The sequence below is a fragment of the Streptomyces sp. NPDC059906 genome, assembly GCF_042730645.1.
GTDB classification, from domain to species: Bacteria; Actinomycetota; Actinomycetes; order Streptomycetales; family Streptomycetaceae; genus Streptomyces; species Streptomyces rubrogriseus.
In genome coordinates, this window is sequence record NZ_JBHWKU010000007.1 from 13694 (window position 1) to 29175 (window position 15482).

Genomic DNA, 15482 nt, shown 5'->3' on the forward strand with positions numbered 1-15482 from the left:
GGTATGGACCTCAGCACTCTCAAGGCGATCAAGCCGGCCGAGTACGCGGAAGCCGCGGACGGGTACCGCGCGGTGAGCGATGTGGCCGACGCGGCCGGGGAACGCGTCGGCAAGCAGATCACCAAAGCCATGGACGAGGCCAATGAGGGAAAGGCCGCTGACGCGGCACAGAAGCAGCTGAAGAAGCTCTCGGAGAACCTTCACTACACCCAGGTCGAGTGTGGCCTGGTCAGCGGGTCGCTCAACGGCTTCTCCTCCGAGATCGCCTCCCCTCGCCGCCGGTTGATCGAGGCCTTGGACGAGGCGGCGGCATTGGGATACCCGGTCAGCGCGGCTGGGGACGTCACGTTTCCCGCCGGCGGTGAGAACAAGGCGACCGGAGGCGAGGTTCCTGGCGGTACGGCCGTCGGCAACAACGGCATGCTGGGCCCCGGCAACAGGGCCCTGCACAGCCCTGGCGCCAACGGGTTGTACTCACCCGACGCGGGAACCAGCGGCATCGACATCCACCACGGCAACCCGCACCACGCCAAGGCTCAGGACATCGCCGACCGCATCGCCCACGCCCTGCGCGAAGCAACGGAGATCGACAAGCGCTACAGCGAGGCGTTGGGGAGGCTCAAGGCGGCGCCGGGGCTGGGCGTCAGCTCGAAGACGTGGGCGGACGTGGCGGCCGACGTCGGTGCTGTCAGCTCGGCCGCGAGTGAATACCTTCGAGACACCGTCCCGTTGGACAAGTCTCCCGCAGACCGGAAAGAGTGGTGGGACAGCCTCACCGACGAACAACGCGAGGAATACAGGATTGCGTTCCCCGAACTAATCGGAAATCTGGATGGCATTCCTTCCCTGGTACGAGATGAGGCAAATCGCGAAAGTCTGCCCCTGCTCATCGCCTCACTCGAGGGTCGGCATGACGAGGCGTCTCAAGCCAAGCTGGGCGGCCTGGAGAAGATCCAGGAGAAGCTGGAGAAGACCAGCGTTCCGCCGATGTATCTTCTCGGCGTTGGGCTCGAGGGAAGCGGGAGGGCGATCGTAGCCTATGGGAATCCCGACACCTCAAAGAATGTGGCAGCTTATGTGCCAGGCTTGGGTACCAAGCTCGACTCCGAGTTTGCCGATGGTACGGTGAAACGCGCCTACTATACGGCTATGGGTGCTCAGAAATTCGATGCTTCCTCATCCGCGATCGTATGGCTCGGCTACGATGCCCCTCAATCGATTGATGTAATGACCGTCGCCGACGCTGAACGCGGCGCCCCTGCCTACAACAGCTTCATGGATGGAATTTCGGCAACCAATGAGAACTCTGACACTCATGTGACTGCTATCGGGCACTCCTATGGTTCCCGACTGGTAGGGGCCGCCACGCAGGAGGCAGGAGGAATCCCAGGCGCTGACGACGTAATTCTTGTCGGAAGTCCCGGCGTTGGCGTTGACGCGGCGGAGGAACTTGGTGTGGGAAAGAATCACGTCTGGGTGGGGGCGGCGGAGAATGACATCGTCACCAAGCTCCCTTCGAAAAATGAAGCTCTGGCGGGAACTGTGGGATTCTTTGGGGGAGGGCTGGCTGGAGCGTATATAGGAGGAGAGGTTGCCGACCAGGGTGACGACGACATCTGGTTTGGAAAGGATCCGGCAAGTAAGGCGTTCGGTGCCAACAGGTTTGAGACTATGCCGGGACCAGAGCTGATTCAGCCTTCCTTTCCTGATGTGTTGGATTCGAAGTTTGATATTGAAGCTCATAGCAATTACTTCACTCCAGAAGATGGGAAGGACAAGGTCTCCGCGCAAAATATCGCTGCCATTGTCGCAGGGTATCCGGAATACGTCATAAGGGAGACGCCGCGATGAAGAAGAGGGTTGCAGTGGTCTTGTTGGCGCTGCTTCTTTCTGGATGCGGCACGACAGGTTCCTCATCCTCGAGCAAAGAAGGTCAATCGAAGATGAACCTGCAAGACGCTGCAGACAGGGCGGACAAGATTCTGGACGAGACCTTTACGGCCATCAAGCCTCCCGTGCAATGGACTCATCGGTACTCGATGCCGGGTGACTGCTATGTGGATCGCGATCGCGCCGTAATGACTATCATCTCCACCGAACGGCGCGGCAGCTTCCTTGGTGTACTGGAACGCCATTGGAAGAGTAAGGGGTACAGCCTCGTTGCGACGAGTCAGAACGGGCTTGTCGCCCACTTCAAGACGCAGGACGGATTCCAGATCGAAGTCCTGATCGGGCCAAACGGTCAAGCTCACCTCAGCGTCACCACGCCGTGTGTGGAGAAGTCCGAAGTTGCTCAGCCGACCAGCAAACCGAGCGGCCCCGACTACTCGAAACAGAACCTGCCCGCGCCGAATGTGAAGTCGACATTCTGGTCGAGTGACGCTGCCCTCTGAGGGTCTGCTGCCAACAGTATCGCCAAAATCGTCCGCTGGGAGAGCAGATCTGGTCACGACAGAAGAGTCGCGATGAAAGTGCTTCCAATTCGAGTGGTCGGAATCGCGCTCACACTTCTCGCTGTCGCGAGCTGCGGCGGAGAGAATGTGGATTCAGAAAGTGCGCGAAGGGGCATGAACGTGAGCATGCAGGAGGCGGCAGACAAGGCCGACGCACTGCTCTACGAGACTCTCTCGGCGGTGAAGCCTCCCGTCGAGTGGACTCATGATGCTTCGGACCACGGCAGTTGCGGTGGCGACTCGACCGGAATGGGAGACGTCACACGCCGCGCGGTTGTCATGACGAGGGTTTCGAAGGAGAGGAGGGGGGCCCTGCTTGGCATAATCGAGCGCCACTGGAAGAAGAACGGGCATAAGATCACCGACGTCAACCCGAATACTGATTTCCCCGAGGTCTACGCCGAGAGCAGTGACGGCCTGCTCCGAATGAGCTTGATCGTCGGCGGAGAGGGCCAGTTCTTCCTGGACGTTCAAACCTCTTGTGTCAAAGAATCGAGTGTCGACCCGCTGAAGGCGAGGGCGTACGGTCACAGCTACTACGGGGAAGCAATTCCGAGGCCCAACGTGGAAGACGCCTTCTGGTCATCCAGTGAGCCTCCCCCTTCGCCGTCATCAGGCTGAGAACCAGGACCAAGTCTTCCGCCCAGCCATCCGGATTTTAAGCGACACCAAGGGGCGTCCGAATGGGTGACAGAGTGCGGAATCCTTCGAGCTGAAGTATGACGCAAAAGGGTTTATTCTCAGTCTGGCCATTCTGGTGGTTGGATCGCGCTCGTAGGTGCTGGCATCGGGTTAATTGCCGGTGGCCTACCTGGTGCGCTCATCGGTTCCGGTGCTGGTGGTAGTGTGAGCGATTCTGACGATAATGATCTCTGGTTCGGCAAGGACCCTGCGAGCGGGGAGTTCGGCGCGAACAGGTTTAAGACGTTGTCCGGCCCCACTCTCGTCTCGCTTCCAGACGTCTGGAATTCAGATATGACGCTTGATGCGCATTCGAACTACTTCAACCCGGAACAAGGGAAGGATCAGGTGTCTGCGAGGAACATTGCCGCCATCGTGACCGGTGAACCTGGGCTTGTTTCGAGGGAGAAGCCCCGATGACAAGAAGAGTTCTGGCCACTGTGGTGACTGCCTTGTTACTTGCTGGATGTGGGCGATCCAGGTCTGATTCCTCTCGCAGTGAGCAGGAGGTCATGATGAACATGCAAGAGGCAGCCGATCGTGCTGACGACATCCTCGACAGGACGTTCGCTGCTATCAAGCCCGCCGTTCAATGGACGCCTACCTATACTGTGCCAGCCGATTGCTACGTGGATCGCGACCGGACGGTTATGACAATTATTTCGGGGGAGCGACGTGCAGCATTTCTTGGTGTGGTAGAGCGATATTGGAAGAGCCAGGGCTACGAACTGGTCGACGTCAGTGCGAACGGGCTTGCCGCCAACTTCAAAACCAAGAACGAGTTCCAGTTGCAGGTACTTGTCGGTGCTCGTGGTCAGACCCACTTCAGTGTTACTACGCCGTGTGTGGAGAAATCCGAAGTGTCCGATCCGGCTGGCAAGCCCGGCAGTCCGGACTACTCACAGCAAGAGGTTCCGGCTCCGAACATCCGGTCGAAGTTCTGGTCCTCCAATGATCCTATTCCCGCCTGATCTCAGCTCGGGACGTGACGGGAAGAACGAGGCCACGACGCGTCCGAGGGGCGGGAGGAGCGCTGACGAGTCGATCCTGAAAGTCCATGGCGAGGGGCTGACTGCCCCGAAGACGGGTGTATCGGTGGCCATCAGGCTGATGCGCGGTCACGTGCTGGGAGGGAGACGGCAGGTGGAGGACGACGCCATTCGCGCGCACTTCGACGGCCGCGCCCGTGTCGTGCTGCCGCCCGGACGCCTGACCGCGGCGCAAGGCCGCCGGGCCGACGAGATCGCCTACACGCTCGGCTATCGGCTGCTTGACGTCCAGCGACTCCCGGGCCTCAGCTTCCAGCGTGTGTACGAACGTGACGACGCTCCGGACGCGTGCCGCCGCCGGGAGGCGACGATCGCCGGTATGCGCGCCGGAGTGCACCTGTCGCCGGGGATCGCGGTGCCCCCGCCAGCGCCACCGGGGCCGCCGCCTCCGCCCCCGGCTCCGGCGCAGACAAGGCCGCGGCAGCCGACCAGGTCTCCTGCCGAGCCCCCGCCGCCGCCCGGCACGGTCGCAACCGGGCCGCGGACGCCTCCGCCGCCCCCGTATCCGCCGTACCCCCCGCTCCCCCCGGCGCGCCCCGCGACCGGCTGACTCGGCGCGACATGGCTGGTAAACGTCACTGAACAGCGTGCGCATGGGGGATGGTTGGACCATGCGCAAGATGTGGGTCGGTGCCGGTGTCGCGGTTGCCCTGGGGATGGGCTTCGTGATGCTGCTCGTCGTGGGTGTCTACCTTGTCGCCGGGAACCTGGCCGGCGGCGGAGCGGGCGGCGGGGCCAAGAAGCTCGCCAAGGGGAGCGTGCCCGCGGTGTACCAGCCGATCGTGCAGAAGTGGGGCAATCTCTGCCCGGCCATCAACCCCGCGCTGCTCGCCGCCCAGTTGTACCAGGAGAGCGGGTTCGACCCGAAGGCCCGAAGCGCGGCGACGGCGCAGGGGATAGCGCAGTTCATTCCCGGCACGTGGGCCGTCCACGGTGTCGACGGCGACGGGGACGGCGACCGGGACGTGTGGGATCCCGAGGACGCGATCCCGTCGGCCGCTTCGTACGACTGCTCCCTCGCCTCCTACGTGAAGAGCGTGCCGGGCGATCCGACCGAGAACATGCTGGCCTCCTACAACGCGGGTCCCGACGCGGTGATCAGGTATCAGGGCGTGCCCCCGTACGAGGAAACCAGGAACTACGTCAAGACCATCACCACGCTGGAGAAGAGCTTCGCCGCGCCCACCACCCGGGTCGATCCGTCCGAGCAGGCCGCCGGCGCCATCGCCTACGCGCAGAAGAAGCTCGGGACGCCGTATCTGTGGGGTGGGAACGGGACGCCCGAGCAGGGCGGGCGGTTCGACTGTTCGGGGCTGACCAAGGCGGCGTACGAGAGTGTGGGGATCAAGCTGCCGCGGGTCGCCAACGACCAGTACAACGCGGGGCCCCATCCGGGGCGGGACGAACTGCTGCCGGGGGACCTGGTGTTCTTCTCGGACGACCTCACCAACTCGCGGGCCATCCGGCACGTGGGGATCTACGTGGGTGGCGGGTACATGATCGACGCGCCGCGGACGGGCGCGGTCATTCGGTTCGATCCGATCGACACCCCCGACTACTTCGGGGCCACCCGGGTGACCGAGGATGGCGCGAAAGCGCTGCCCACCACGGTGTGAATGGGAGGGTGTGAACCCAGCGTGAAACCCTGCCCTGAGCTGCGACGACGTGTTTCTCTTCGATAACGTCTGCGTGATCATTCAGTGGAGTGTGGAACGTATCAACGGGGACCGTGCGTTCCTGTTGACGTACGGCTGACCACGGGGGTGGCAGAAGAGGCGTGCGCTCGGCGCGCCGGAGGACATGACGAAGGGGCCGCAGCACCATGGCTGGACTCGCCGAATCCGGGTCGAACCCCGACGTCGAGCTGCTCTACGACATCAACGGCCTGGCCAAGGACGCGCCGCACTGGTTCGACCGGGTCATGGAGTTCGTCGGTGAGTACGGACTGCTCTTCGCGATCGTGCTGCTGGTGCTGTGGTGCTGGTGGGGTGTGCGGCGTCGGGGCGGCGAGGACGCGGCCCCCAACGTGGCGGCCCTGGTGTGGGCGCCGCTCGCGGCAGGCGTCGCGGTGCTGGTCAACGTGCCGATACGGGGTTTCGTGGAGCGGCCCCGTCCCTTCAAGTCCCATGACGGTCTCGAAGTGCTCGTGGAGGGGAAGAACGACTTCTCGTTCGTGAGCGACCACGCCACGCTCTGCATGGCCCTGGCGGTCGGACTGTTCGTCGCCAACCGGAAGTTCGGGATCGCCGCGATCGTGCTCGCGCTGTTCGGCGGCTTCGCCCGGGTCTACATGGGTGTCCACTACCCGACCGACGTCGTGGGCGGCTTCGCCCTCGGTACGGCGGTCGCGCTGCTGCTGTCGCCGGTGGCCATGGCCCTGCTGACGCCGCTGACCCGGGCCGTCGAGCGCTCGCCCCGGGTGGGGTGGCTGGTCAGCGCGCGAGGCCGGTCCGGTGCCGCCGGACGCGGTGCCGTGATCCCCGGGGCGCGCAAGGAGAGCGCCTCCGAGGCGTCGGGCGAGCGGGACCTCGCCGCCTGACGCTCACAGCGCCTGGGGGAAGGTGAAGACGCGGTCCGGGTCGTACTGGTGCTTCAGACGCGCCAGGCGCGGGGCCGCGTCTGAGTAGTAGGCCCGCCGCCAGTCCTTCAGGGCCGGGTCCGGGTAGTTCTGGTAGGCCGCCCCCGAGGCGTACGGGCGCATCGCGGCATGGGCGGAATCCAGCCAGGACCGGGCCGCCCTGCCGCTCGTACCCGGGCGCCACGACGCGATGTACTGGGCCAGCATCCGGGAGCGCCGGTGCACGAACGCGGTGGCCGTAGGTGAGACGCGGTTCACCGCTCCGCCGAGCGCCGTGAACGCGACGCTGCCGGCGCCGCCGTGCACCGGGGTGAGCCGGGAGAGCAGGGCCTTGACGCCGGCCGGCGGGAGCGAGCGGTCGAAGAAGTCCGAGCGGGCCGCGTACGTCTCGCGGCCGAGCGAGCCCTGCGGTGAGTGGCCGGGGGCGGAGCCCGGGAGATGGCAGCGGGCGTCGGTCGGGAAGGACGAGCAGCCCGCGTACATCTCCATCGACTCCTGGTACGTACGGCGCTTGAGGGAGACGTGGCTCGCGGAGGCGCCGACGCGGTCGGCGAGCCGGTCCACGGCGTTCTGGAGTTCGCCGTGGGTGCCGAGGGAGAAGGCGGCGACCGAGACGGTGGGGGTGCGGCCGGGGGCGGCGGCCAGGTGGAGGGAGGACCAGATCTCGTCGGGCTGGTCCGGGCCCCACTCCTGCCAGGCGCGGACGACCGCGGCAGCCTGTCGCCAGGGCCAGGAGAGGTACGCGGACACCGCGCGGGGTGCGGGGTGGGTGCGGAAGCGGAACTCCGTGACGATGCCGAAGTTGCCGTTGCCCGCGCCGCGCAGGGCCCAGAAGAGGTCCTTGTGCTCGCCTGTCGCGTCGGCGGTGATCTCCTTGCCGTCCGCGGTGATCAGGGTGGCCCGGGTGAGGCTGTCGCAGGTCAGGCCGTAGGCACGGGAGACGACGCCGTGGCCGCCGCCGAGGGTGAGGCCGGAGATGCCGACGGTGGGGCAGGAGCCGGCCGGGACGGTCACGCCCTTCGCGGCGAGGGCGCGGTAGACGTCGATCAGTTTGGCGCCGGCGCCGACGACCGCCTCGCCGGCGGCGGCGCGGACGCGGTTGAGTTTGGAGACGTCGATGATCAGGCGGCCGTCGCCGGAGGACCAGCCGGCGTAGGAGTGGCCGCCGTTGCGGATCGCGACGGGGAGGTGGTGGGCGCGGGCGTAGGAGAGGGCGGTGCGGATGTCGTCGGGGTGGGCGGCGTAGGCGACGGCGGTGGGTTTCAGGGTGTCGAAGCGGGTGTTGTAGAGCTGGTGGGCCGTTTTCCAGGTGGGGTCGCCGGGGCGGACCAGGGGGCCGTCCAGGGACTTGGCGAGGGCGGTCCAGGTGGCGGGGGCCTTGGCGGTGGAGGTGGGGGTGGAAGTGGGGGTGGAGGTGGGGGTGCGGGTGGTGCTGCCGGCGGAGGTGAGTGCGGTGCGTGTTCCGGGTGCGGGGCCTTTGGCGTCGGTGTCGGGGGGTCGGTCCTTGCCCGTGCAGGCGGCTGTCGTTGCCGCCAGGGCGGTGGCTGTGGTGGTGGTGAGGAATGTGCGTCGGTGCATGTCGCCTCCGCGTCCCGTGGGGGGTCGTGGAGGGAGACGGGGGGTGTGGGGGTGTGGGTTCCCGGGGTGCGGTGGGTGTACAGGTGTACGGCGTTGGGGGCGTCGCGGGGGTGGGGGCGCTGGCCGGCGCTGGGCGGGTGCCGCCTGCGCCCACCCGTGCCGCCCCAGCGGCACGACTGCCCGCAGCTATGGGGGGGGCGGAGGGGCACGACTGCCCGCAGCTATGGGGGTCGGGGTGCGACTGCCCGCAGCTATGGGGGGGGAGGGGCACGACTGCCCGCAGTTATGGGGGGCCGGGGTGCGACTGCCCGCAGCTACGGGGGCGGGCACGATGGCCCGCAGCTACCAGGGGGCTACGTGAGGGTGTGGGTTTCGGCGTCTGTGCGGGCCTGGCTTCTGGCTCTTCGGGCCGGGCCTCGCCAGCCGCAGGTGCAGCGGGCCAGGCAGAAGGGGCCTTGTTCGACCGTTGTCGTGAGGTGTTCCGGGGCGTCCCCGGGGGCTTCGAGACCGTCCTGCTGCGCCACGCCCACAACGTTACCGGGGTTGCCTGCCCCTCGTTAAGCGGGACGGCAGGGGGTCCGGAACGGGCGTACGGCTTGGGATGGCAGGTGGCGATGGTCGGGCGGGAGCGGGAGCGGGAGCTGCGGAGTGGGCGGGCGGGCGGCGGCCTCGCCCTCGCCGGCGGTGCGGTCTGCGTCTGTCTGGCCGTTGCCGGGTGTTCCGGTTCCGGGCAGGGGGCCTCCGTCCAGGGAGCGGGCGGCGGCGATCCGGTCGCCGTGCTGCACCGGGCCGCCGACCGGCTGGTGGCCGCCGGGAGCGCCAAGGCGCGTACCGCGATGCAGATGGCCAGCGGCGGGACGCGGGTGACCATCCGGGGCGAGGGCGTGTACGACTTCGAGGAGCGGCTCGGGCAGTTGAAGGTGCGGCTGCCCCAGGACCCGGCGGGGACGAGTGAGCACCGGCCGATCACCGAGCTGCTCGCTCCGGGTGCCCTGTTCATGAAGAACCGGGGCGCCGGTGTCCCCGACGACAAGTGGGTGCGGGTGGAGACCGACTCGCTGTCCGACGGGAACCTGGTGACCGGCGGGGCGACGGATCCGTTCGCCGCCGCCGAGGTGCTGCGGGGGACGCGGACGGCGACGTTCGTGGAGCGCACGGAGGTCGCCGGTACCGCGGTGCGGCACTACCGGGGGACCGCCGATCTGGCGCGGGCGGCGCGCGGTGCCTCGGAGGGCAACAGGAAGGCGCTGGCCGCGGCGGCCGAGGGGTTCGCCACCGCCGAGGTGCCGTTCGACGCCTACCTCGACGACGAGGGCCGCATCCGCAAGGTCCGGCACCGCTTCAGCTTCGCCAACGGGCAGGAGGACGGCACCGGCACCGTGGACGTCGCCTCGACGACGCTGCTCTACGACTTCGGCGCCGCCGTGCGCGTACGGTTGCCCGAGGACGAGGACATCTACGCCGGCAGGATCGCCGCCGAGCCCGGCGAGCGGGGCGTGGACGGCAAGAACTAGCCCTTCCGTGCCATGCGCGGTGCGTAGGCCGCTCCCTACTCTAGGAAGTCGGTGACGGCAGAGACGAGGTGACGCGTGTGGCTCCGGTCGGCGGTACGGCGGTTCAGGACCACGTGGCCCTCGCCGAGATCGAGCTGTGCGGCGAGCTGATCATCGCGGCGTCGGCCGCCCGGGAGCGGCTCAGCCTGGAGAGCATCGACGAGGTGCTGCGCGTCGCCGAGGAGCGCTCACGTGCGCAGTAGCCTGCCGATGGCCTTCGTCGCCTCTTCCACCTTCGCGTCGATCTCGGTGCCGCCCTTGAGGGCCGCGTCGGCGACGCAGTGGCGCAGGTGCTCCTCCAGCAGTTGCAGCGCGAAGGACTGCAGGGCCTTCGTGGAGGCGGAGACCTGGGTCAGTATGTCGATGCAGTAGACGTCCTCGTCGACCATCCGCTGCAGGCCGCGGATCTGGCCCTCGATGCGGCGCAGGCGTTTGAGGTGCTCGTCCTTCTGTTTGTGGTAGCCGTGGATGCCGCGGTCGTGGTCGGTCACGATGTCCGTGCCGTCCGTCTCGGCCTGGTGTGCCGCCTCGTCCACGGCGGGGGAGGGCGCACCCGCGCCGGCCTCGGTGGTCGTCATCGCGTCCTCCAATAGCGGACATATACCCCTGGTGGGTATATGGTAACGAACTTTCCCGGGTAGGGGGCCTTTGCCGGAACGCCCGGTGTCGCCCCCCTGCTCATCACTCTGCCTGATGGGCGACACTGGGGGACGGCCCGTTAGCAGTGGCCGGATGATGCGCCTAGCATCAGCCTGACCGAAACCCATGCACCCCGAGGACCCCACGTGCGCTTTCGTCTGACCCCCAGGGAGACGAGCTTCTACGACATGTTCGCCGCCTCCGCGGACAACATCGTCACGGGCTCCAAGCTCCTGATGGAACTGCTCGGGGCGGACGCATCCGCCCGGGCCGAGATCGCAGAGCGTATGCGGGCCGCCGAACACGCGGGTGACGACGCCACGCACGCGATCTTCCACCAGCTGAACTCCTCGTTCATCACGCCCTTCGACCGCGAGGACATCTACAACCTCGCCTCCTCCCTCGACGACATCATGGACTTCATGGAGGAGGCCGTCGACCTGGTCGTCCTCTACAACGTCGAGGAACTGCCCAAGGGCGTCGAGCAGCAGATCGAGGTGCTGGCGCGGGCCGCCGAGCTGACCGCCGAGGCCATGCCGAACCTGCGCACCATGGACAACCTCACCGAGTACTGGATCGAGGTCAACCGCCTGGAGAACCAGGCCGACCAGATCCACCGCAAGCTGCTCGCGCACCTCTTCAACGGCAAGTACGAGGCCATCGAGGTGCTGAAGCTGAAGCAGATCGTGGACGTGCTGGAGGAAGCGGCCGACGCGTTCGAGCACGTGGCGAACACGGTGGAGACCATCGCCGTCAAGGAGTCCTGACCCCTTCATGGACACCTTTGCTCTGGTCGTGACCATCGGGGTCGCGCTCTTCTTTACCTACACCAACGGTTTCCACGATTCGGCCAACGCGATCGCCACCTCCGTGTCGACGCGCGCGCTGACGCCGCGGGCGGCGCTCGCCATGGCCGCGGTGATGAACCTGGCCGGCGCGTTCATGGGATCCGGGGTCGCCAAGACCGTCAGTGAGGGGGTCATCGAGACCCCCGAGGGTTCGAAGGGGATGGGCATCCTCTTCGCGGCGCTCGTGGGCGCCATCGTCTGGAACCTCATCACCTGGTACTTCGGGCTTCCCTCGTCCTCCTCGCACGCGCTGTTCGGCGGCATGGTCGGCGCGGCGCTGGCCGGGAGCACGACCGTGTACTGGCACGGGGTCGTCGACAAGATCGTCATCCCCATGTTCGTGTCGCCGGTGATCGGCCTGCTCGCCGGTTACCTGGTGATGACCGCGATCATGTGGATCTTCCGGCGGGCCAATCCGCACAAGGCGAAGCGCGGCTTCCGCATCGCGCAGACCGTGTCGGCGGCGGGCATGGCGCTGGGGCACGGCCTGCAGGACGCGCAGAAGACGATGGGCATCGTGGTGATGGCACTGGTCATCGCCGACGTCGAGGACTACGGCGACCCGATCCCGGTGTGGGTGAAGCTCGCCTGCGCGCTGATGCTGTCCGCGGGGACGTACGCCGGTGGCTGGCGGATCATGCGGACGCTGGGCCGGAAGATCATCGAGCTGGACCCGCCGCAGGGGTTCGCCGCGGAGACGACGGGCGCCTCGATCATGTTCGGGTCGGCCTTCATCTTCCACGCGCCGATCTCCACGACGCACGTGATCACCTCCGCGATCATGGGCGTGGGGGCGACGAAGCGGGTCAACGCCGTGCGGTGGGGGGTCGCGAAGAACATCATCATGGGGTGGTTCATCACGATGCCCGCCGCCGCGGTGGTGGCCGCGGTGTCGTTCTGGATCGTGAACCTGGCGGTTCTGTAGCGCGTTTCCGCGGCAGGCGCCGCAGTACGGCGATGGGCCCGCCCCCGGTTTCGGGGGCGGGCCCTTGTGCTCCTCGCGGTGGCACCGCCATGCAGCACCGCGAGGGGTTTCGGTGGGGCGGGGCCGGTCTAGCCGAAGCGGCCGGAGATGTAGTCCTCCGTGGCCTGGACCGACGGGTTGGAGAAGATCCGCTCCGTCTCGTCGATCTCGATCAGCTTGCCGGGCTGGCCGACCGCCGCCAGGTTGAAGAACGCCGTACGGTCCGAGACGCGCGCCGCCTGCTGCATGTTGTGCGTCACGATGACGATCGTGAAGCGCTCCTTCAGCTCGCCGATCAGGTCCTCGATCGCCAGGGTGGAGATCGGGTCCAGGGCGGAGCAGGGCTCGTCCATCAGGAGCACGTTCGGCTCGACCGCGATCGCCCGCGCGATGCACAGGCGCTGCTGCTGGCCGCCGGAGAGGCCGGAGCCCGGCTTGTTCAGGCGGTCCTTGACCTCGTTCCAGAGGTTGGCGCCGCGCAGCGACTTCTCGACGACGTCGTCCAGCTGGGACTTCTTGTACTTGCCGTTCAGGCGCAGGCCCGCCGCCACGTTGTCGTACACCGACATCGTCGGGAAGGGGTTCGGGCGCTGGAAGACCATGCCGACCTCGCGGCGCACGGCCACCGGGTCGATGCCCGCGCCGTAGAGGTTCTCGTCGTCGAGCATCACCTTGCCGTCGACGCGGCCGCCCGGGGTGACCTCGTGCATGCGGTTGAGCGTGCGCAGGAAGGTGGACTTGCCGCAGCCGGAGGGGCCGATGAAGGCCGTCACGGAGCGGGGTTCGACGGTCATCGAGATGTCCTCGATGGCCAGGAAGGAGCTGTAGTAGGCGTTGAGGCCGCTGACATCTATGCGCTTGGCCATGGGTATCACTGCTTCTTTCGGGTCCGGTCGCGGACGGTGCTTCTGCGGGGTCGCGTCAGCGACCGGTCTTCGGGGCCTTCCAGCGGGCGATGCCGCGGGCCGCGAGGTTGAGGATCATGATGAAGGCGATCAGCGTCAGGGCCGCCGCCCAGGCACGGTCGTAGGCCGCGTCGGAGCCCGCGCCGTACTGCAGGTAGATGTACATCGGCAGCGACTCCTGCGGGTCCTGGAAGGGATTCGCGTTGATGAAGTCGGTGCCCCAGACCAGCAGCAGCACGGGGGCCGTCTCGCCGGTGATGCGGGCGACGGCCAGCATGACGCCGGTGACGATGCCGCCGACCGAGGTCGGCAGGACCACCTTGAGGATCGTGCGCCACTTCGGCACGCCCAGGGCGAGGGACGCCTCGCGCAGCTCGTTCGGGACGAGCTTCAGCATCTCCTCGGTGGAGCGGACGACCACCGGGATCATCAGGATGCACAGGGCGAAGGAGCCCGCGACGCCGGACGGTCCCATGTCCAGGATCAGCACCCACAGGCTGAGCACGAACAGGCCCGCGACGATCGACGGGATGCCCGTCATGACGTCCACGAAGAAGGTGACGGCCTTGGCGAGCCGGCCGCGGCCGTACTCGACCAGGTAGATCGCGGTGAGCACGCCGACCGGCACGGAGAACAGCGTGGCGAGGCCGACCTGCTCCAGGGTGCCGAGGATGGCGTGGTAGATGCCGCCGCCGGGCTCGCTGTCGCCGACCACGCCCATCGAGTGGGTCAGGAAGTAGCCGTCGAGGACCTTCACGCCCTGCTTCACGGTCTCCCAGATCAGGGAGAGCAGCGGGATCAGGGCCAGCAGGAAGGCGACCCAGACCATGCTGGTCGCGACCCGGTCCTTGGCCTGCCGGCCGCCCTCGACGCGCGCCGAGATGCCGTACGACCCGGCGACGAAGAGGACCGCGGCGATCAGGGCCCACTGGATGCTGCTGTTCAGGCCGGCGGCGGCGCTGATGCCGAGGCCGAGGAGGACCGAGCCGGCCGCGACCGCCCAGGGGAACCACTTGGGCAGGGTGGCGGCGCGCAGGGAGCTGCGGTTCTTGGGGGCGGGGGTCAGGGTTGCGTGGCTCATGCGTTGGCCCCCGAGTACTCCTTGCGGCGGGCGATGATCATGCGGGCGCCGCCGTTGACCAGCAGGGTGATGACGAACAGGACCAGACCGGAGGCGATCAGGGCGTCGCGGCCCATCTGGGTGGCCTCGTTGAACTTGCTGGCGATGTTCTGGGCGAAGGTGCCGCCGCCCGGGTCGAGCAGGCTCGGGGTGATGTCGAAGGTCGGGGAGAGCACCATGGCCACGGCCATCGTCTCGCCGAGCGCGCGCCCGAGGCCGAGCATCGAGGCGGAGATGACGCCGGAGCGGCCGAAGGGCAGCACCGACATCCGGATGACCTCCCAGCGCGTGGCGCCGAGGGCCAGGGCGGCCTCCTCGTGCATGCGCGGGACCTGCCGGAAGACCTCACGGCTGACGTTGGTGATGATCGGCAGGATCATGATCGCCAGCAGGATGCCCACGGTGAGCAGCGAGCGTCCCGCGCCGCCGTTCCACTCGAAGATCCCGGTCCAGCCGAGGTACGCGTCGAGCCAGCCGTAGAGGCCGTTCAGGTGCGGCACCAGGACGAGCGCGCCCCACAGGCCGTAGACGATCGAGGGCACGGCGGCGAGCAGGTCGATCACGTAGCCGATCAGGCCGCCGAGCTTGCGCGGGGCGTAGTGCGTGATGAACAGCGCGATGCCGACCGAGACCGGGACGGCGATGGCCATGGCGATGATCGACGACACGACGGTGCCGTAGGCCAGGACCGCGATGCCGAACTCCGGCGGGCTGCCGGTCGGGTTCCATTCGAAGCTGGTGAAGAAGTTCGCCTCGTCCTCGCCGATGGCGAGGACGGCGCGGTAGGTGAGGAAGGCCGCGATGGCGGCCATGATGACCAGCACGAGGATGCCGGACCCGCGGGAGAGCCCGACGAAGATCCGGTCGCCGGGGCGGGCGACGCCGCGGCCGGCGCGCGTGTCCTTGGCGGCGGGCGGCTGGGGTGGGCGGGAAGGGGCCGGCTTCTGGGTGTCCGTTGTTATGTCCATCGGGTTCTCCGGTCTGCGGAGCCGCCGTGGTCGGCGGCTCGGGCGGAGCCCCGGTCGGGGGCTCCTGGCGGCGGTGCACCGGACGGTGCGGTCCGGTCTTCGGCGGGGGGCGCTGTCGGTCCCGGGAGGGGACGCCGTCGGCTCCG

At 67.5% G+C, this 15482-nt stretch carries 16 protein-coding genes; 11 read left to right on the forward strand and 5 right to left on the reverse strand.

Going from position 1 to position 15482, the window contains the following annotated elements; translation table 11 throughout:
• Positions 1–3: 3 nt before the first annotated feature.
• The 7 genes from ACFV9J_RS13410 to ACFV9J_RS13440 all read left to right on the forward strand — a co-directional run bounded on the left by ACFV9J_RS13410 (position 4) and on the right by ACFV9J_RS13440 (position 6722).
• Positions 4–1851 (forward strand): alpha/beta hydrolase, encoded by a 1848-nt coding sequence (locus tag ACFV9J_RS13410; RefSeq protein WP_385353623.1) that lies wholly within the window; start codon positions 4–6, stop codon positions 1849–1851.
• A complete protein-coding gene (locus tag ACFV9J_RS13415) occupies positions 1848–2393 on the forward strand; it encodes a hypothetical protein (RefSeq protein WP_385353625.1) in 546 nt (181 codons plus the stop codon). The genes ACFV9J_RS13410 and ACFV9J_RS13415 overlap by 4 nt, the downstream gene beginning before the upstream one ends.
• Positions 2394–2579: 186 nt before the next feature.
• Positions 2580–3074 carry a hypothetical protein gene (locus ACFV9J_RS13420; RefSeq protein ID WP_385354088.1) on the forward strand — a complete coding sequence of 165 codons (495 nt, stop codon included), beginning with the start codon at positions 2580–2582 and terminating at the stop codon, positions 3072–3074.
• A 225-nt stretch (positions 3075–3299) separates the two neighbouring features.
• On the forward strand, positions 3300–3554 hold the full coding sequence (locus ACFV9J_RS13425; RefSeq protein ID WP_385353627.1) for a hypothetical protein: 255 nt from the start codon (positions 3300–3302) through the stop codon (positions 3552–3554).
• A 92-nt stretch (positions 3555–3646) separates the two neighbouring features.
• On the forward strand, positions 3647–4105 hold the full coding sequence (locus ACFV9J_RS13430) for a hypothetical protein (protein ID WP_385353629.1): 459 nt from the start codon (positions 3647–3649) through the stop codon (positions 4103–4105).
• Positions 4106–4776: 671 nt separating this feature from the next.
• Complete coding sequence (tgdA, locus tag ACFV9J_RS13435; protein ID WP_385353631.1) at positions 4777–5799, forward strand: transglycosylase TgdA; 1023 nt, start codon at positions 4777–4779, stop codon at positions 5797–5799.
• A 206-nt stretch (positions 5800–6005) separates the two neighbouring features.
• Positions 6006–6722 carry a phosphatase PAP2 family protein gene (locus ACFV9J_RS13440; protein ID WP_385353633.1) on the forward strand — a complete coding sequence of 239 codons (717 nt, stop codon included), beginning with the start codon at positions 6006–6008 and terminating at the stop codon, positions 6720–6722.
• A 3-nt stretch (positions 6723–6725) separates the two neighbouring features.
• On the opposite strand, the gene ACFV9J_RS13445 is transcribed toward ACFV9J_RS13440, so the two are convergent.
• Positions 6726–8339, reverse strand: a complete 1614-nt coding sequence (locus ACFV9J_RS13445; protein WP_385353635.1) for an FAD-binding oxidoreductase — start codon at positions 8337–8339, stop codon at positions 6726–6728.
• A gap of 614 nt (positions 8340–8953) precedes the next feature.
• On the opposite strand from ACFV9J_RS13445, the gene ACFV9J_RS13450 reads away from it, so the two are divergent.
• Both ACFV9J_RS13450 and ACFV9J_RS13455 read left to right on the forward strand, forming a co-directional pair.
• Positions 8954–9853, forward strand: coding sequence for a hypothetical protein (locus tag ACFV9J_RS13450; RefSeq protein WP_385354090.1), 900 nt, complete (start codon positions 8954–8956; stop codon positions 9851–9853).
• Positions 9854–9930: 77 nt separating this feature from the next.
• The gene (locus ACFV9J_RS13455) at positions 9931–10095 is read left to right on the forward strand and encodes a hypothetical protein (protein WP_007451049.1); all 165 of its coding nucleotides are present in this window, start codon (positions 9931–9933) and stop codon (positions 10093–10095) included.
• Here ACFV9J_RS13455 and ACFV9J_RS13460 read toward each other — a convergent pair.
• Positions 10081–10470, reverse strand: a complete 390-nt coding sequence (locus ACFV9J_RS13460; protein WP_385353637.1) for a metal-sensitive transcriptional regulator — start codon at positions 10468–10470, stop codon at positions 10081–10083. The genes ACFV9J_RS13455 and ACFV9J_RS13460 overlap by 15 nt on opposite strands.
• A 207-nt stretch (positions 10471–10677) precedes the next feature.
• On the opposite strand from ACFV9J_RS13460, the gene ACFV9J_RS13465 reads away from it, so the two are divergent.
• Positions 10678–11298 carry a DUF47 domain-containing protein gene (locus tag ACFV9J_RS13465; protein WP_003974832.1) on the forward strand — a complete coding sequence of 207 codons (621 nt, stop codon included), beginning with the start codon at positions 10678–10680 and terminating at the stop codon, positions 11296–11298.
• Between the two features lie 7 nt (positions 11299–11305).
• Entirely contained in the window at positions 11306–12304 is a 999-nt protein-coding gene (gene pitH / locus ACFV9J_RS13470; RefSeq protein WP_333753205.1) for a low-affinity phosphate transporter PitH, read from the forward strand.
• 128 nt (positions 12305–12432) lie between these two features.
• On the opposite strand, the gene pstB is transcribed toward pitH, so the two are convergent.
• The 3 genes from pstB to pstC are packed head-to-tail and all read right to left on the reverse strand — an operon-like array spanning position 12433 to position 15336.
• Positions 12433–13209, reverse strand: a complete 777-nt coding sequence (gene pstB / locus ACFV9J_RS13475; RefSeq protein ID WP_328658193.1) for a phosphate ABC transporter ATP-binding protein PstB — start codon at positions 13207–13209, stop codon at positions 12433–12435.
• Between the two features lie 55 nt (positions 13210–13264).
• Entirely contained in the window at positions 13265–14329 is a 1065-nt protein-coding gene (gene pstA, locus ACFV9J_RS13480; protein ID WP_385353641.1) for a phosphate ABC transporter permease PstA, read from the reverse strand.
• On the reverse strand, positions 14326–15336 hold the full coding sequence (pstC, locus tag ACFV9J_RS13485; RefSeq protein WP_385353643.1) for a phosphate ABC transporter permease subunit PstC: 1011 nt from the start codon (positions 15334–15336) through the stop codon (positions 14326–14328). The genes pstA and pstC overlap by 4 nt, the downstream gene beginning before the upstream one ends.
• Between the last annotated feature and the right edge of the window lie 146 nt (positions 15337–15482).

What these genes read in the sequence shown, in the direction of transcription:
- ACFV9J_RS13430 (WP_385353629.1), top strand. Translation starts at nt 3,647, where the DNA reads ATGATGAACATGCAAGAGGCAGCCGATCGTGCTGACGACATCCTCGAC.
- pstC (WP_385353643.1), bottom strand. Translation starts at nt 15,336, where the DNA reads ATGGACATAACAACGGACACCCAGAAGCCGGCCCCTTCCCGCCCACCC.
- ACFV9J_RS13410 (WP_385353623.1), top strand. Translation starts at nt 4, where the DNA reads ATGGACCTCAGCACTCTCAAGGCGATCAAGCCGGCCGAGTACGCGGAA.
- ACFV9J_RS13460 (WP_385353637.1), bottom strand. Translation starts at nt 10,470, where the DNA reads ATGACGACCACCGAGGCCGGCGCGGGTGCGCCCTCCCCCGCCGTGGAC.
- ACFV9J_RS13420 (WP_385354088.1), top strand. Translation starts at nt 2,580, where the DNA reads ATGCAGGAGGCGGCAGACAAGGCCGACGCACTGCTCTACGAGACTCTC.
- ACFV9J_RS13440 (WP_385353633.1), top strand. Translation starts at nt 6,006, where the DNA reads ATGGCTGGACTCGCCGAATCCGGGTCGAACCCCGACGTCGAGCTGCTC.
- pstB (WP_328658193.1), bottom strand. Translation starts at nt 13,209, where the DNA reads ATGGCCAAGCGCATAGATGTCAGCGGCCTCAACGCCTACTACAGCTCC.
- ACFV9J_RS13445 (WP_385353635.1), bottom strand. Translation starts at nt 8,339, where the DNA reads ATGCACCGACGCACATTCCTCACCACCACCACAGCCACCGCCCTGGCG.
- pitH (WP_333753205.1), top strand. Translation starts at nt 11,306, where the DNA reads ATGGACACCTTTGCTCTGGTCGTGACCATCGGGGTCGCGCTCTTCTTT.
- pstA (WP_385353641.1), bottom strand. Translation starts at nt 14,329, where the DNA reads ATGAGCCACGCAACCCTGACCCCCGCCCCCAAGAACCGCAGCTCCCTG.
- ACFV9J_RS13415 (WP_385353625.1), top strand. Translation starts at nt 1,848, where the DNA reads ATGAAGAAGAGGGTTGCAGTGGTCTTGTTGGCGCTGCTTCTTTCTGGA.
- ACFV9J_RS13450 (WP_385354090.1), top strand. Translation starts at nt 8,954, where the DNA reads ATGGTCGGGCGGGAGCGGGAGCGGGAGCTGCGGAGTGGGCGGGCGGGC.
- tgdA (WP_385353631.1), top strand. Translation starts at nt 4,777, where the DNA reads ATGGGGGATGGTTGGACCATGCGCAAGATGTGGGTCGGTGCCGGTGTC.